Origin of the sequence: Gordonia sp. SCSIO 19800 (assembly GCF_018132775.1) — a bacterium.
GTDB lineage: Bacteria > Actinomycetota > Actinomycetes > Mycobacteriales > Mycobacteriaceae > Gordonia > Gordonia hongkongensis.
On record NZ_JAGRQM010000005.1, the window covers coordinates 172,266 to 187,453 of the forward strand.

15 protein-coding genes are annotated in these 15,188 nt (G+C 68.5%); 10 read left to right on the top strand and 5 right to left on the bottom strand.

Annotated elements, in window-relative coordinates; translation table 11 throughout:
- Positions 1-111 precede the first annotated feature (111 nt).
- Positions 112-1,620, top strand: a complete 1,509-nt coding sequence (locus KB201_RS08215; RefSeq protein ID WP_211538781.1) for a YifB family Mg chelatase-like AAA ATPase — start codon at positions 112-114, stop codon at positions 1,618-1,620.
- Positions 1,620-2,762 carry a DNA-processing protein DprA gene (gene dprA, locus KB201_RS08220; RefSeq protein ID WP_211538881.1) on the top strand — a complete coding sequence of 381 codons (1,143 nt, stop codon included), beginning with the start codon at positions 1,620-1,622 and terminating at the stop codon, positions 2,760-2,762. Before KB201_RS08215 ends, dprA begins: the two co-directional genes overlap by 1 nt.
- Before the next feature lie 2 nt (positions 2,763-2,764).
- Here dprA and KB201_RS08225 read toward each other — a convergent pair whose 3' ends face one another.
- Positions 2,765-3,343 carry a TetR/AcrR family transcriptional regulator gene (locus KB201_RS08225; RefSeq protein ID WP_058250091.1) on the bottom strand — a complete coding sequence of 193 codons (579 nt, stop codon included), beginning with the start codon at positions 3,341-3,343 and terminating at the stop codon, positions 2,765-2,767.
- Between the two features lie 172 nt (positions 3,344-3,515).
- On the opposite strand from KB201_RS08225, the gene KB201_RS08230 reads away from it, so the two are divergent.
- Complete coding sequence (locus KB201_RS08230; RefSeq protein ID WP_058250092.1) at positions 3,516-4,382, top strand: siderophore-interacting protein; 867 nt, start codon at positions 3,516-3,518, stop codon at positions 4,380-4,382.
- Positions 4,383-4,467: 85 nt separating this feature from the next.
- Positions 4,468-5,352: a tyrosine recombinase XerC gene (locus tag KB201_RS08235; RefSeq protein WP_211538883.1), complete on the top strand. Its 885-nt coding sequence runs from the start codon at positions 4,468-4,470 to the stop codon at positions 5,350-5,352.
- Between the two features lie 6 nt (positions 5,353-5,358).
- On the opposite strand, the gene KB201_RS08240 is transcribed toward KB201_RS08235, so the two are convergent.
- Positions 5,359-5,868, bottom strand: a complete 510-nt coding sequence (locus KB201_RS08240; RefSeq protein ID WP_374193902.1) for a M23 family metallopeptidase — start codon at positions 5,866-5,868, stop codon at positions 5,359-5,361.
- Between the two features lie 361 nt (positions 5,869-6,229).
- Between KB201_RS08240 and rpsB the strand changes: the two genes are divergently transcribed.
- Positions 6,230-7,051, top strand: coding sequence for a 30S ribosomal protein S2 (rpsB, locus tag KB201_RS08245; RefSeq protein WP_058250093.1), 822 nt, complete (start codon positions 6,230-6,232; stop codon positions 7,049-7,051).
- Positions 7,052-7,105: 54 nt separating this feature from the next.
- Entirely contained in the window at positions 7,106-7,930 is an 825-nt protein-coding gene (gene tsf / locus KB201_RS08250) for a translation elongation factor Ts (protein ID WP_211538783.1), read from the top strand.
- 54 nt (positions 7,931-7,984) lie between these two features.
- On the opposite strand, the gene KB201_RS08255 is transcribed toward tsf, so the two are convergent.
- Together KB201_RS08255 and KB201_RS08260 are read right to left on the bottom strand one after the other, a co-directional pair.
- Positions 7,985-9,571 carry an MFS transporter gene (locus tag KB201_RS08255; RefSeq protein ID WP_211538887.1) on the bottom strand — a complete coding sequence of 529 codons (1,587 nt, stop codon included), beginning with the start codon at positions 9,569-9,571 and terminating at the stop codon, positions 7,985-7,987.
- A gap of 95 nt (positions 9,572-9,666) precedes the next feature.
- Positions 9,667-11,310, bottom strand: coding sequence for a condensation domain-containing protein (locus KB201_RS08260; RefSeq protein ID WP_374193903.1), 1,644 nt, complete (start codon positions 11,308-11,310; stop codon positions 9,667-9,669).
- Positions 11,311-11,390: 80 nt separating this feature from the next.
- Between KB201_RS08260 and KB201_RS08265 the strand changes: the two genes are divergently transcribed.
- From KB201_RS08265 to KB201_RS08280, 4 genes are all read left to right on the top strand, one after another.
- Positions 11,391-12,422, top strand: coding sequence for an alpha/beta hydrolase family protein (locus tag KB201_RS08265; RefSeq protein ID WP_211538786.1), 1,032 nt, complete (start codon positions 11,391-11,393; stop codon positions 12,420-12,422).
- Positions 12,423-12,521: 99 nt separating this feature from the next.
- Positions 12,522-13,256, top strand: coding sequence for a UMP kinase (gene pyrH / locus KB201_RS08270; protein ID WP_058250098.1), 735 nt, complete (start codon positions 12,522-12,524; stop codon positions 13,254-13,256).
- Between the two features lie 57 nt (positions 13,257-13,313).
- Entirely contained in the window at positions 13,314-13,871 is a 558-nt protein-coding gene (gene frr / locus KB201_RS08275) for a ribosome recycling factor (RefSeq protein WP_058250099.1), read from the top strand.
- Complete coding sequence (locus KB201_RS08280) at positions 13,868-14,719, top strand: phosphatidate cytidylyltransferase (RefSeq protein ID WP_159370638.1); 852 nt, start codon at positions 13,868-13,870, stop codon at positions 14,717-14,719. The genes frr and KB201_RS08280 overlap by 4 nt, the downstream gene beginning before the upstream one ends.
- 25 nt (positions 14,720-14,744) lie before the next feature.
- Here the strand turns inward: KB201_RS08280 and KB201_RS08285 are convergent, their stop codons facing one another.
- Positions 14,745-15,158 (bottom strand): lipopolysaccharide assembly LapA domain-containing protein, encoded by a 414-nt coding sequence (locus KB201_RS08285; protein WP_211538788.1) that lies wholly within the window; start codon positions 15,156-15,158, stop codon positions 14,745-14,747.
- Between the last annotated feature and the right edge of the window lie 30 nt (positions 15,159-15,188).

Genomic DNA, 15,188 nt, shown 5'->3' on the forward strand with positions numbered 1-15,188 from the left:
CCTAGTCGGGCTGCTGTGAACGGTGGTGCACAACCGCAAGGTCATCCACAGATCGGCTGTGTGAGTGGTTCGGCGCCACCCGCCACGTGTGTTTCCGGTGAGACTGTGCCCATGTTGGGGCAAACACAGGCGGTGGGGCTCAATGCCTTTGCCGCGCGGGTCGTCGACGTGCAGGCGAGTGTGAGTTCGGGGCTGCCGGGGTTCGCGGTGACGGGTAATCCGGATCCGTCGGTGCGTGAGGCGCGGGATCGGGTGCGGGCGGCGATCAAGAACTCCGGGTTCAGTTTTCCCGAGTTGAAGGTGACGGTGGCGTTGTCGCCGGCCGATATGCCGAAGATCGGTCCGGGGTTCGATCTGTCGATGGCCGTGTCCATTCTGGCTGCCACGCAACAGGTGTCGGCGGAGAAGTTGTCGTCGACGGTTTTTCTGGGCGAGCTCGGTCTGGACGGCACCGTGCGGCCGATCCGCGGGGTGTTGCCGGCGGTGATCGCGGCGCGGCAGGAGGGGTATCGACGGGCGGTGGTGCCGATCGAGACCGTTGCCGAGGCGGCGCTCGTCGAGGGGATGGACGTCGGTGGAGCGAGCAGTCTGAAAGAGGTGACGCAGTGGCTGGCCGGTGACCACGTGCTCGACACGGTGCATGCGGCGGCGACGACGCAGGCGCCGCCGGTCCCCGACATGGCCGACGTGGTCGGGCAGCACGAGGCCCGGCATGCGCTCGAGATCGCCGCCGCGGGAGCTCATCACGTCCTGATGACCGGATCGCCGGGGATCGGCAAGACGATGCTCGCGCGGCGGTTGCCGGGCATTCTGCCGCCGCTGGGTCTCGAGGACTCGTTGGAGGTGACGGCGATCCATTCCCTGGTGGGGGAGTTGTCGCCCGGACGTCCGCTGATCACCGAACCGCCGTTCGTCGCCCCGCACCACAGCTCATCGATCACAGCCCTGCTCGGTGGCGGTACCGGATTCGCCCGGCCGGGCGCGGCGTCCAAGGCGCATCGAGGAGTGCTGTTCCTCGACGAGTGCGCCGAGATGAGTGTCAAGTCGCTCGAATCCCTGCGGGAACCCCTCGAGGACGGCGAGGTCCGGGTGCCCCGGCGTGACGGCATGGCGGTCTATCCCGCGCGCTTTCAGCTGATCCTCGCGGCGAACCCGTGTCCGTGCGCGCCCGCCCACGACGTCGACTGCGTCTGCACGGCCGTCGTGCGGCGGCGCTATCTGGGCAAGTTGTCCGGACCGCTGCTGGACCGCGTGGACATCCGCGTGCGGATGGACCCACCGGGCAACACCGCGCTGATGAGCGGTGCCGGGGAGTCGAGTGCCGACGTCCGGGCCCGCGTCACCGCGGCGCGTGCCACTGCGATCGAGCGGTGGTCGGAATTCGGGTGGCGCACCAATGCCGAGGTTCCCGGGTCCGCGCTGCGGCAGCGGTTCCGGCTGCCGCCCGACGTGCTGCGGCCCATCGAACTGTTCCTCCGAGACGGCCGCGTGACGGCCCGCGGTGCCGATCGCGCTCTGCGGCTGGCATGGACCCTCAGCGATCTGAGCGGGTCCGGGCGTCCCGTCGAAGACGATGTCGCACAGTCACTTCTGTACCGAGACCGAGGAGCGACCTGGTGATCTCCGCCCATTCGTCGGAACCCCGGTCGCCGGAATCCATCGCCTGGGCCTATCTGGCGCGGGTCGCCGAACCGCCGTGCGCCGCGGTCATCGCGCTCGTCGACGACATCGGTCCGGTCGAGGCGGCCGCGGCGATCCGTCGGCGCACCGTGCCCGGCGGCCACGAGACGGTGCTTGCCGCCACCGCGGCTCGGAGCGAATCAGACTGTGCGGTCGACGATCTGGACGCCGCCGAGCGGGTCGGTGCGCGCCTGGTGACCCGTGCCGATCCGGAGTGGCCGGCCTGGTCGTTGCTGGCGCTGGGGCAGGCCGACACGGCCGCGCGCGGAGGCGAACCGCTCGCCCTGTGGGTGCGCGGTCCGGCCCGGCTCGACGACCTCGCCGCTGCGTCGATCGCGTTGATCGGGTCCCGTGCCGCGTCGTCGTATGGCGAACACGTCACGCAGACGCTCGCGTCGGGGTTGTCGGCCCAGGGTTTCGCAGTGCTGTCCGGCGGGGCGTTCGGCATCGACGGCGCCGCTCACCGCGCGGTCGTCGCGGCGGGCGGGGTGACCGCGGCGGTGATGGCGTGTGGGATCGACCGCGACTACCCGGCGTCACACTCGTCGCTGCTGACCGCGATCGCGCGCACGGGCGCGGTGATCAGCGAGTACCCGCCCGGGACGACAGCGGCGAAACATCGGTTCCTCACCCGGAACCGATTGGTCGCCGCGATGAGCGGCGCGACCGTCGTGGTCGAGGCAGGGCGACGGTCCGGCGCGGCGAACACCGCCGCCTGGGCGCGCAAGCTCGGCCGGCCGCTGGGAGCCGTTCCAGGTCCCGTCACCTCGGCGACCTCGGTCGGATGTCACCGGATGATCGCCGACGAGCTCGCCGTACTGGTGTCCGACGTCGCGTCGGTGATCAACCTGGTACGACCCGACGGTGGGGGCGACATCGGCCGCGGCCGCGCGAAACCGACCGACGCGCTCGACGCCGAGCAACTACGGGTCCACGACGCCATTCCCGGCCGGGGTGGAGTGGGGATCGACGAGATCGCGTTCGCCGCCGGCCTCGACATCGGAACCGTCCGCGCGGCGCTCGCGCACCTCGACATCAAGGGGTACGCGCAGAACGTGGACGGACGATGGCGGCTGGCGTGACCTCAGCGGCGGGTGAGGACGTCGATGATGACATGCAGATCCTCGACCGTCGCCTCGTTCAGACGGCCATGAGCGTGGACATAACCGATTCCCGCGTACAGGAGCGTCGTCGCGCGTGCGTGCGCCTCGGCCTCCGAGAACCCGAGTTCGCGCATGGCCGAGATCGCGATCGAGAAGATCCGGCAGTCGAGTGCATCGACGGAGTTCGCGATCGACTCGTCCGTCTGGGCCCAGCGGCGCAGGGCGGACTCCATCGCCCAGCGGCGAGGGTCCGACAGCAGGCGCGCCATCCCCTCGACCCGTTCGACCGGTGGTAGGGCTTCCAGTGCCTCGATCCGGTCGGCCGCCGCCGACTGTGCCCGTCGGCAGTGTTCGGCGAGCGCGGTCTTCAGTGCCCCGATGTCGGTGAAGTGCCAGTAGAAGCTGCCCTTGGTCACACCGAGGCGCGCACTGAGGCGCGAGATCTTGAGGGCGTCGATCCCGTCGTCGACCAGGATCTGGGTCGCGGCCTCCAGCCAGTCCTCCACACTGAGCCGCGAGCCGCGGCGCGGGGTGGACTGGTCCACGGGCTGATCCGGCATGGAGTCACCTCTGGTCGGGTCTCGCGACGTCTGACTTTAGGAATGACAAAGTCTCAAATTCACATCGCTTGATCGATAGAAAACCTTACAACCGCGGATGGGTGGTTCGCCGCTCTAAAGCTAAGGGTGGCCTAATCTCGTAGGCGTAGGGTTGACCCGAAAGGGAGGTTCGATGGCGAAACGCGTGAACACGATGACGGTGCTGCGAAGAGAGCGGATCAGCCCGCATTTCGTACGCCTTTACCTGGGCGGGGAGGGGTTCGACGACTTCCGACCGGCTCTGGGCAAGTCCGGGGAACCCGACACCGACATGTATGTGAAGTTCGTCTTCGCACCGCCGGGTGTCAGCTATCCCGAACCGTTCGATCTCCAGGAGATCCGTACGAACGAGGCGCCCGAGCGGCAACCCGTCTTGCGTACCTACACGGTGCGCCGGGTCGACGCGGAGGCCCGCGAGCTCGTCGTCGACTTCGTCGTGCACGGCACCGAGGGCATCGCCGGCCCCTGGGCGGCCTCGGTGGAGCCGGGCGAGACGATCCGTTTCATCGGGCCGGGTAGTGGCTACCGTCCGCGATCCGATGCCCCCTGGCATCTCATGGCGTGCGACGAGGCGGGTCTCCCCGCGGTGGCCGCCGCACTCGAAGCCCTTCCCGCCGACGCCGTCGCCAAGGTCTTCATCGAGGTCGCCGGCCCCGACGACGAACTCGACCTGGACGCACCCGCCGGGGCACAGGTCTCGTGGGTGCACCGCGGCGGACCCGCGGCGGACGTCGACGATTCGCTCGCCGGTGACAACGCCCCGCTCATCGCGGCCGTGCGCGCGACGGAATGGCTCGAGGGCGAACCGCACGTGTTCATCCACGGCGAGGCGCAAGCGGTCATGCACAACCTGCGGGCCTACATCCGCAAGGAACGCGGCGTGAGTGCGGCCAACGCCTCGATCTCCGGGTACTGGCGGCGCGGCCGGACCGAGGAGGGCTTCCGACAGTGGAAGGCCGACCTGCGGGCCGAGGAGGAGGCCGTCGGCGCCCAGGGCTGAGCCCACCGGCCGGACAGGCACCGATTCGGCCACGACGCCGCGTGTGCGGTTGCACTCGGGTGCCCGACGCGGTGAGGTCGTGACCATGCTCGACGACTTCGCCGACCACCTGCGCCTGGAGAAAGGGCGCAGCGAGCACACGATCCGCGCCTATGTCGGTGGGGCTCGCGCCCTCGTCTCGTTCGCCGGTGCCCGCGGAATCGCGGTAGCCGACATCGATCTCCCGCTGCTGCGGGCCTGGCTCGCGGAACTGACCCGGCGCGGCGCCGCGCGCACGACCGTGGCCCGGCAGGTCTCCGCGGCGAAGACGTTCTGCGCGTGGGCGGTCCGCGAGGGCTACCTGGCGGCCGACCCGTCACAGCGGTTGAAGGCGCCCAAGGCACATCGGACCCTGCCCGCCGTACTGGCCCCCGCCCAGGCGGAGGCGGCGATCGCGGCCACCGAAGTGGATCGTGCCCCCGACGACCCGATCGCCCTGCGGGACCGGGTCATCCTGGAGTTGTTGTACGCCAGCGGAGTTCGAGTGGGGGAGTTGTGCGGGCTGGACGTCGGCGACGTCGACGCCGGGCGACGGGTGGTGCGGGTGATCGGCAAAGGCGACAAGGAACGGTCGGTCCCCTACGGGGAGCCCGCCGCCCGCGCGATCGACGCCTGGCTGCGTTCCGGACGTCCGGCCCTGGTGACCGACGCGTCCGGGCCGGCCCTCCTGCTCGGTGCCCGCGGCGGACGGCTCGACCAGCGGATGGCGCGCTCGGTCGTGTCACGCGCGGTCGAGGCGAGCGGAGGCCCGGCGACCGGGCCACACGGACTCCGGCACAGCGCCGCCACTCATCTGCTCGAGGGTGGTGCCGACCTGCGTGTCGTCCAGGAACTGCTCGGACACTCGTCGCTCGCCACGACGCAGATCTACACGCATGTGAGCGTCGAACGTCTGCGGGCCGTCCATCGACAGGCGCACCCGCGGGCGTGACCGCCGTCAGTCGACCGGTTTGAGCCGGACGCGCACGGCCCCGAGCAGGCCCAGCGGGTCCAGGTAGTCCGCCGCACGTCCGCTACCGCGTCGGGCGCCCCAGTGCAGGCAGGCGGGCACCGGGCATCCCGGATGACCGGTCATCACGGTCCCGATGACCTCACCCCGCGAGACGTGATCACCCGCGTCGACACTCGCCTCCACCGGCTCGTACGTCGTGGTCACGCCGTCCGGATGGGACACCGAGACCACCGGCCGGCCGGCGACCGTTCCCGCAAAGCGCACGCGACCGGCCCCCGCCGCGCGGACGGTCTGGCCGGGCCCGGCCGCGAGGTCGACGCCCCGGTGGCCGGGCTGCCATCGCTTCTCGGGCTCGTCGTAAGCGGTGACCACGGTGGGCCGGGGCGACAACGGCGCCGCGTACACACCGACGGACGCGGCGGCCGGGCCCGGACCGACGACGCAGAGGACAGTCGGCAGGAACGCGGCGAGGACACGCAGTGATCGGGATGGCACGGTGATTGGACGCAGCGGAAGCCGGATGGGATCCGCCCACAACCGTCTCCGACTGCATCACCACAACCGTCTCCGACTGCATGACCACAACCGTCTCCGACGTGGGCGAAGGCGTTTTGGTGTTCCATCCGCCGCGGCGTAAACTCTCCCACGCACCTCATCGCTCGTTGATGAGGTGACTTCGCGCGCCTGCACTCAGGTCTGTGACGCTCCGGGCTTCGACGCCCTGACCAGCACAGTCGAGAAACACACGCCAAGTGAGCAGTCCCGGAACGGCCCATGCCGTCTCGGGTGGCACTCGGCCGCAGGCGCCAGGGTCGGTACCGACGGTACCGACGACAACTGCGAGAAAAGGACGATCATGGCTGTCGTGACCATGAAGCAGCTGCTGGACAGCGGCGCACACTTCGGGCACCAGACCCGCCGTTGGAACCCGAAGATGAAGCGATTCATCTTCACCGACCGCAACGGCATCTACATCATCGATTTGCAGCAGACGCTGACCTACATCGACAAGGCGTACGAGTTCGTCAAGGAGACCGTCGCCCACGGCGGCACCATCCTCTTCGTCGGCACCAAGAAGCAGGCACAGGAATCGATCGCCGCGGAGGCGACCCGTGTCGGCATGCCGTACGTCAACCAGCGCTGGCTCGGTGGCATGCTCACCAACTTCTCGACCGTCCACAAGCGCCTGCAGCGCCTGAAGGAGCTCGAGACCATGGAGCAGACCGGCGGTTTCGAGGGACGCACCAAGAAGGAAATCCTCATGCTCACGCGTGAGAAGAACAAGCTCGAGCGCACCCTCGGCGGTATCCGCGACATGGCCAAGGTTCCGTCGGCCGTGTGGGTCGTCGACACCAACAAGGAGCACATCGCCGTCGGCGAGGCGCGCAAGCTGAACATCCCGGTCATCGCGATCCTGGACACCAACTGCGATCCCGACCTCGTCGACTACCCGATCCCGGGCAACGACGACGCCATCCGCAGCGCAGCACTGCTCACCCGCGTCGTGGCCTCGGCCGTGGCCGAGGGCGTCCAGGCCCGTGCCGGCGCCGCCAGTGGCGACGCCAAGCCCGAGGCCGGCAGTGGCGAACCGCTGGCAGAGTGGGAGCAGGAACTGCTGACCCAGGCTGCGGCACCGGCCGGCGACGCCGCCGCGACCGACGCCCCGGCTGCTCAGTAGTCCCGACTGCTCGCAGTCCGGTCCCAACACTTTCTCTAAGGAGGCTCGCCGACGATGGCGAACTACACCGCAGCTGATGTGAAGCGTCTCCGTGAGCTCACCGGCTCTGGAATGCTCGACTGCAAGAACGCGCTGGCCAACAACGACGGCGATTTCGACAAGGCCGTAGATGAGCTGCGTATCAAGGGCGCCAAGGACGTGGGCAAGCGCGCCGAGCGCTCCACGGCCGAGGGCCTGGTCGCGGCCAAGGGCGGCGCGCTCATCGAGATCAACTCCGAGACCGACTTCGTCGCGAAGAACGGTGAGTTCCAGCAGCTCGCCGACGACATCGTGAACGCGGCGGCCGCGGCGAAGACCAACGACCTCGACGAGCTGAAGAAGGCTCCGCTCGGCGACGGCACCGTGGACGAGGCCGTGGCGGCTCTCTCGGCCAAGATCGGCGAGAAGCTCGAGCTCCGGCGCGTGGCCTACTACGACGGTCCCGTTGCCGTGTACCTGCACAAGCGCGCGTCGGACCTGCCTCCGGGCGTCGGCGTGCTGGTGTCCTACACCGGTGAGGGCGAGGTCGCCGAGGAGGCCGCTCGCGGCGCCGCGATGCAGGTGGCCGCGCTCAAGGCGCGCTACGCCACCCGCGACGAGGTCCCCGCGGACGTCGTCGAGAACGAGCGTCGTATCGCCGAGCAGACGGCCAAGGAGGAGGGCAAGCCCGAGCAGGCCCTGCCCAAGATCGTCGAAGGTCGCGTCAACGGCTTCTACAAGGACGTCGTGCTGCTCGACCAGGCCTCGGTTCAGGACTCGAAGAAGTCCGTCAAGGCCCTGCTCGACGACGCCGGTGTGACCGTCAAGGCCTTCACCCGGTTCGAGGTCGGCCAGGCCTGATCGAACGCGTTCCACATCGCCCCGTCTCCGTCGAGGAGACGGGGCGATGTGCGTTCATGGGGTCCGTCGCGTCCGCAGAGCGGCGGCGAGTGCCCCGATCGCCACGGCGACGAGACCCAGCATCACCAAGGTCGTCCTCAGCGCGGCCAGGAAAGTCCGAGCGGTCACAGACCGCGCCGCATCCTGAGTCCAGGGCCGTGCCTGCGCGGCGACCGCGGCGACCGCCGGCGACGTCGGTCCGCCCGCGCAGGCGGGCGCCGGTCGCTCCGGATGTGCGGACCGCAGCTGATCGCTCGCGCAGGATGCGAAACGATCGGCGACCGCCCCGTGCAGCACCGGGCGAACCGGTGACTCCGACAGCGACGCAACGAGTTCGGCTCTCACCGCCGGAACCGTCTCGCTTGTCCGGCCGGCCACCTGACCGAAGAAGAAGAGGGTGACGACCGCCAGCCCGATCGAGGCGCCGATCTGCTGAACAGTGGGGATCGTCCCGGTTGCCGTGCCCACCGTGGCTTCGGTCGTGTCGGACAGGATCACGGCCTGCAGCGGTGCGATGAACACACCCGTCCCCAGACCGCCGAGTACGAGGGGACCGAGGATGCCAAGCACCGGCAGGGTCTCCGCAGCCGGTTCGATGATCATCGCGAGCCAGACGAATCCGGCTCCGACGGCGACGGATCCGGCCATCAGGGTGTGCGGGGCGGTGATGCGGGCGACCACGCGTGGTGAGGCGAGTGAGCCGACCGCGGCGCCGATCGCGAAGGGCAGGGCCAGCATCCCGGTCCCGAAGGCCGAGTAGCCGAGTCCGAACTGAGCCGAGATCGACACGGTGAAGAAGAACCCGGCGAACACACTGAAGAACAGGAGCGACAGGAGAAGCCCGACCGCGAAGCGGCGCGAGGCGAACAGCCGTGGTCGTAACAGGGGAGTGCCACCGCGGGCGTCGACACGCACCTCGTGAACAGCGAACAGCGTCAACAGGATTCCGGCCGTCCCGATCATCCCCCACAGGATCGGGGGCCACCCCAACTCGCGTCCGAGGGCCAGCGGGTACAGCAGCAGGAACAGCGCCGTTGCCGACAGCACCACGCCCGGGACGTCCACGCGTCCCGGCGACGGTTCGCGCGCGTCGGGTAGGCGGCGGTGGGCGAGCAGGCACGAGAGCAGGCCGAGCGGCACGTTGACGAAGAAGATCGCGCGCCAGCCCCATCCGAGAACGTCGGCGTCGACGAGGAAGCCGCCGATCACCGGACCGAGGATGGCGGCGATACCGGCGACGGCCCCGTAGACGCCGAAGACCAGTCCGTGACGCCTCTTGTCGAACAGGGCCGCGATGAGAGCCAGGGTCTGCGCGGACATGAGCGCCGCACTCACGCCTTGTATTCCGCGACAGGCGATGAGTTCAGCAGGACCGGTCGCCACACCGCACAGCACCGACGTCACGGTGAAGGCCACCATCCCGACCACGAACATCCGCCGGCGTCCGACACGCGCCCCCAGTGTCGCTGCGGTCAGCAGGGTGCACGCGAACGACAGGGTGTACACCGTCAGCACCAGGAGTTGCTGCGACGTCGACGCGCCGAGATCCCGGGCGAGATCGGGCAGAGCGATGTTGACGATGGTGGTGTCCAGCATCTGCATGAACACCCCGAGCAGGCATCCCGCGAGAGCCGCCCAGGCCCCCGGACGATCGCGCAGAGTGCCCGTCGTCTCCCGGCCCGCCGCGGGGCCGGCGGTCACGGTGCGAGGGCCGGCAGCGAGGGTCGGTAGTCGCCCAGGTCGGCGACCGCGGACATCACCGCGACGAATCGTTCGACATACTGCGTGACGGACTCGCGCGCGATCTCGGTGTCGGGGTACAGCAACGTGATCGAGGTCTGGCCGGAGAACCGATTGACCCACATGTACACCTCTTCGCTGCTACCACGATTGCCGAAGAGGCACCCGTTCCCGGCTTCGAAGATCTCGACACCGGGTAGTTTGCGGACGTCGATGTAGGACACCATCGGCACCGCCCAGCCGGACCGGACCGCGATCTCGTCGGCGGGTTCCACGAGTTCGAGAACCCGGTGAAACGAGATGTCGGTCAGTTCTTTTCCGGACTCGTAGCTGCGCGCAGCCTCCGGTACCAGGGAGCGGAACGTGGTGTCGTCGTCGACGGTGAGAGGAACGGGGATCAGGCTCGTGAACCAGCCCACCGACTTCAACTCCGCGGTGCCCGATCTCGTGCTCTTCGGCGTCATCCCGAAATACTCACTTCGACCGGTGAATTCGGCGTACACGAGGGCGGCCGCCGTCATGATCCCGGCAATCATGTTGGCGCCCAGATCGCGACAGATCTGCTCGAAGCGCGCGGCGGTGGGCTCGTCGAACAGGGTCGAGTTCACGATCGCGCTGCGCGTGTAGGTCTGCGCGCCGGTGCCGAGCGGCAACGGGAAACCGGGTAGTCGTCCGCCGTTGGCCTGCACCAGGTCGATCCAGCGCTGGACGTGCGGTGAACGACGTGTCAACTGACGCGACACGGCGCGTTCGCGCGCGCAGTAGTCGAGGTAGCTGCCGACCGGGGGCAGCTCGGCGTCGCCGCCGAAGGCCGCATTCATGTAGAGGGTCAACAGGTCCACGCAGGTGATGGCCTGGGAGATCCCGTCGGTGTTGAGATGGTCGGCCGCGGCGTAGAGGGTGAACCCGCCCTCCCACTCGATGGCTCCGAAGGTGAAGCAGTCCCAGTTGAACGGCCCCGAGGTCTCGTCCTGCACGTGCGTCCGCAGCTGCGGGGCGTCGCGGTCTCCGTATACGACCGGGATGAGTTCGACGACCTCCGGGGGCACGAGATGGCGGAGGATCGAACCGTCGTCCTCCATCGAGAACCACGACCGGAAACTGTCGTGGCGCCGCACGAACTCGTTGACCGCGCTCGTCATGGCGGACACGTCGAGTGGGGCCGAGACGTCGAACGCCATCAGGCAGAGCCGCGCGAAACGGAAACCCGCGGACTCGTTGCGCCACGCCACACGCAGGTACTCCTCCTGCTGGTGGGACGGTGGGGAGGGATGCACAGGAGCCCGATCGGCATTCGTCACCGAAGCGAGGGAGGCCACCCAGCTGGTCAGGTGACCGGGACGGGGCTCCCATTCCTCGATGAGGCCGAACTTCATCATGTGTGCTCCTCGATTCGCCTGCGGGAAAGTGGATCCGGCGACCGACGCACCAGAGATGTCCGAGGTGTCCCCGACGGTGGAGCGGCCGACCGGGACGCACCCTACCGCACGGTAACCTCGACGGCCGGGGAAACGGGACAACCGTGGTGCGATGAGACGTTGTATCAGTCCCTGTCTCTCTGTCTCATCGAATGCCGTTGCGGTGCTGGACGATTGACCCATGTGGACATCGGGCGGTGCGTCGGGCACACTGCCGGGGTTGCGCGTGTGACGGCGGTCGCACCCGAATGAAGGCGAGGGGTATGGACGACGGGTCTGCCAACGGTGACCGACCGGGGAACCTGCACACGACGGTGCGGACCGCGACCCTCGTGATCGCGCTGCTCGCTGCGACACTCGGACTGGCGGCGCCCGCCGCCGCGACACCCGCGCCCGCTCGCATCGTCGGCGAGACGGTACAGCGCGGGGGTGAGATCGAGGTCGCCGTCCGGTCGGTGGCGATGCGTCGGGTGGTCCCGGTCAAGGTGTGGCCGGCCCGCGGACAGGGGTCCGCCCCGACGCTCTACCTCCTCAACGGCGCGGCCGGCGGGGAAGGTGGGAGCAGTTGGTTCGACCGGACCGACATCCGGACCTTCTTCGCCGACGAGAACGTCAACATCGTCGTCCCGATGGGCGGCGCGGCGAGCTACTTCACCGACTGGCAGCGGTCCGACCCCGTGCTGGGGCGGCAGAAGTGGGCGACCTTCCTCACCGAGGAGTTGCCGGCAACGATCGACGAGCGCTTCGACGGCACCGGACGCAATGCGATCGCCGGGATCTCGATGGCGGGCACGTCGGTGTTCCAGCTGGCCCTGCATGCGCCGTCGGTCTATCAGGCGATCGGCTCGTTCAGTGGCTGCGCGCAGACCAGCGATCCGCTTGGGCAGGCCGTCGTCCGGATGGTCGTCGAGGGCCGCGGCGGTGCGAACACCCTGAACATGTGGGGACCGCCTGATGACCCCGCGTGGCGTGCGAACGATCCGTACCTGCACGCCGAGGCGTTCCGGGGAACGTCGATCTACGTCTCGAACGGATCCGGGATGCCGGGCCGGTACGACACCCTCGACGGCCCCGGCATCGAGGGCAACGGCTCCAAGCTGTTCGACCAGATCGCGGTCGGGGCGGTGATCGAAACCGCCACGGCGCAGTGCACGAAGAACTTTCAGCGCCGGATGCGCGACATCGGTGTGCCGGCGACGTTCCACCTCTACGAGGGCGGTACCCATGCGTGGCCGTACTGGCAGGACGAACTGCATCGTGCCTGGCCGCAGTTCGAGGCGGCCCTGCGCGGCTGAATCCCCAGGGCACCCTCGCGCGGCGCGCACGACGCGTGTCGCGGGTCCGTTCCGGTGACGACGTACGATAGTTCACCGAACCGACGAGTGAGGAAGCCGATGAGTGAAGCGTCCGACCCCATCCGGCGGGATGGATTCCGTAGGGTCTTGCTGAAGTTGGGCGGCGAGATGTTCGGTGGCGGCGAAGTCGGGCTCGACCCCGACGTCGTGGGTACCGTCGCCGACCAGATCGCCGACGTCGTCAATTCCGGTGTCCAGGTCGCCGTCGTGATCGGCGGCGGCAACTTCTTCCGCGGCGCCGAACTCCAGCAACGAGGGCTCGACCGCAGCCGCTCGGACTACATGGGCATGCTCGGCACGGTCATGAATTGCCTTGCGCTGCAGGACTTCCTGGAGAAGCGCGGGATCTCGACCCGGGTGCAGACCGCCATCACGATGGGGCAGGTCGCCGAGCCGTATCTCCCGCTGCGCGCCCAGCGGCACCTGGAGAAGGGCCGCGTCGTCATCTTCGGCGCCGGCATGGGGATGCCGTACTTCTCCACCGACACCACCGCGGCCCAGCGTGCGCTGGAGATCAAGGCCGAGGTGGTCCTGATGGCCAAGGCGGTCGACGGCGTGTACGACGCCGACCCGCGTACCAACCCCGACGCCACCCTCTTCACCGAGATCACTCACCGCGAGGTGCTCGACAAGGAGCTCAAGGTCGCCGACGCGACGGCCTTCAGCCTGTGTATGGACAACAAGATGCCGATCTTGGTGTTCAATTTGCTCCAGCAGGGCAATATCGCCCGTGCGGTCGCGGGTGACCGCATCGGCACCCTGGTCAGCACCTGAACCGGCGCCTGACCCCGAGATCGACGAGAACACCGACCGAACGGAACAAGGACGAAGATGATCGACGACGCGTTGCTCGACGCCGAGGAGAAGATGGAGAAGGCGGTCAACGTCGCCAAGGAGGACATGGGCTCCATCCGCACCGGGCGGGCGAACCCGGCCATGTTCAACAAGGTCAACATCGAGTACTACGGCTCGATGACCCCCGTGACCCAGGTCGCGAGCATCAACACGCCCGAACCGCGACTCGTCGTGATCAAGCCGTATGAGGCGTCGACATTGCGCGACATCGAGACCGCGATCCGCAACTCCGACCTCGGGGTCAATCCGACCAACGACGGCACGATCATCCGGGTCGCCGTCCCGCAGCTCACCGAGGAGCGTCGCCGCGATCTGGTCAAGCAGGCCAAGGGCAAGGGTGAGGACGCGAAGGTGGCGATCCGCAACGTGCGGCGCAAGGCTGCCGACGAGCTCAAGCGCATCCAGAAGGACGGCGAGGCCGGCGAGGACGAGGTCTCACGCGCCGAGAAGGAACTGGACAAGACCACGGCGACCTACGTGCACCAGATCGACGACTTGGTCAAGCACAAAGAAGACGAATTGCTCGAGGTGTGAACGAGGTTCCGCAACGGGGCGGTGAGAAGAAGTCGCGCGCCGGCCGCGACCTGCCGGCCGCGATCGCGGTCGGCGGCACACTCGGCATCAGCATCATCGCGATCCTGATCTTCGTCCCGAAGGTCTGGTACGGCCTCGTGGCGGTCGCGTTCGCGGTCGCCACCTGGGAGGTCATCAAACGTCTCCGCACCGGCGGCTACGACGTCGCTCTCTGGCCGCTGCTCATCGGCGGCCAGGCCATCATCTGGGCGAGCTGGCCCTGGGGTCCGACCGGAGCTCTCGTCGCGTTCGTGGCGACGGCCCTGGTGTCGATGGTGTGGAAGCTCCTCGGGCAGGGCATCGACAAGGCGCCGGTCAACTATCTCCGCGACCTTGCCGTCACGGTGTTCGTGCTGGCGTGGTTGCCGCTGCTCGCGTCGTTCGGCGCCCACCTGGTGGTGCAGGACGACGGGGCGGCCCGAGTGGCCACGCTGATGGTCGTCGTGGTGTGCTCCGACGTCGGCGGCTATGCCGCGGGCGTGATGTTCGGCAAGCACCCGATGGCGCCGGCGATCAGTCCGAAGAAGTCCTGGGAAGGCATGGTGGGCTCGCTCGTCGTCGGCACTGTCGGTGCCGTCGGCTGCGTGGTGTTCCTGCTCGAGAGCCACTGGTGGATCGGCATCATCCTGGGACCGGTCCTGGTGGTCTGCGCGACCCTTGGTGATCTCGTCGAATCCCAGGTGAAGCGCGATCTCGGGATCAAGGACATGGGCACGCTGCTGCCCGGCCACGGTGGCATCATGGACCGGCTCGACAGCCTGCTGCCGTCGGCGTTCGTGGTGTGGGTCGTGCTGACCGCGCTGCTCTGAGCGCGGGCCAGCGCGCCGCCGGACGTTACTTGGCTGCCTTCTTCAGCGCGCGTCGCAGTTGGAGCATCCGCAGGCCGCCCACGAGCGCGACGACCAGCGCACCGGCGATGGCCGCGATCAGCAGGCTGACCCCGAGGGGCAGATTGACCTCCCAGAACAGCAAGTCGATGTTCTGCGACTGGAGGTTCTGCACGATGAAGACGAGCAGCAGGACCAGGATGATCGCGCCGATCACCACGCCGAACCAGGTGGCGCGCGTCCGCGTGTGTTCCACATCGGCGACCGTGCGGCGGAGACGGTCGCGATGGTCGGGGTCGGGGTCGGGGGCGTGCTGCTCCGGGGTGTGCGCATGGCCGGTCGCCGGTGGCGGTGACCCGGCGGGCTGTTCGCCCCACGCCGGTACCGAACCCGTGTGCCGTCGGTCCTCGGGTGTCGTCATCACTTCATCATGACATGCGACAATGGCGAA

Coding starts and splice junctions, on each gene's coding strand:
- KB201_RS08215 (WP_211538781.1), top strand. CDS start 112: ATGTTGGGGCAAACACAGGCGGTGGGGCTCAATGCCTTTGCCGCGCGG.
- pyrH (WP_058250098.1), top strand. CDS start 12,522: ATGAGTGAAGCGTCCGACCCCATCCGGCGGGATGGATTCCGTAGGGTC.
- KB201_RS08265 (WP_211538786.1), top strand. CDS start 11,391: ATGGACGACGGGTCTGCCAACGGTGACCGACCGGGGAACCTGCACACG.
- KB201_RS08255 (WP_211538887.1), bottom strand. CDS start 9,571: ATGCAGATGCTGGACACCACCATCGTCAACATCGCTCTGCCCGATCTC.
- rpsB (WP_058250093.1), top strand. CDS start 6,230: ATGGCTGTCGTGACCATGAAGCAGCTGCTGGACAGCGGCGCACACTTC.
- KB201_RS08235 (WP_211538883.1), top strand. CDS start 4,468: ATGCTCGACGACTTCGCCGACCACCTGCGCCTGGAGAAAGGGCGCAGC.
- tsf (WP_211538783.1), top strand. CDS start 7,106: ATGGCGAACTACACCGCAGCTGATGTGAAGCGTCTCCGTGAGCTCACC.
- frr (WP_058250099.1), top strand. CDS start 13,314: ATGATCGACGACGCGTTGCTCGACGCCGAGGAGAAGATGGAGAAGGCG.
- KB201_RS08230 (WP_058250092.1), top strand. CDS start 3,516: ATGGCGAAACGCGTGAACACGATGACGGTGCTGCGAAGAGAGCGGATC.
- KB201_RS08225 (WP_058250091.1), bottom strand. CDS start 3,343: ATGCCGGATCAGCCCGTGGACCAGTCCACCCCGCGCCGCGGCTCGCGG.
- KB201_RS08285 (WP_211538788.1), bottom strand. CDS start 15,158: ATGACGACACCCGAGGACCGACGGCACACGGGTTCGGTACCGGCGTGG.
- KB201_RS08260 (WP_374193903.1), bottom strand. CDS start 11,310: ATGGGTCAATCGTCCAGCACCGCAACGGCATTCGATGAGACAGAGAGA.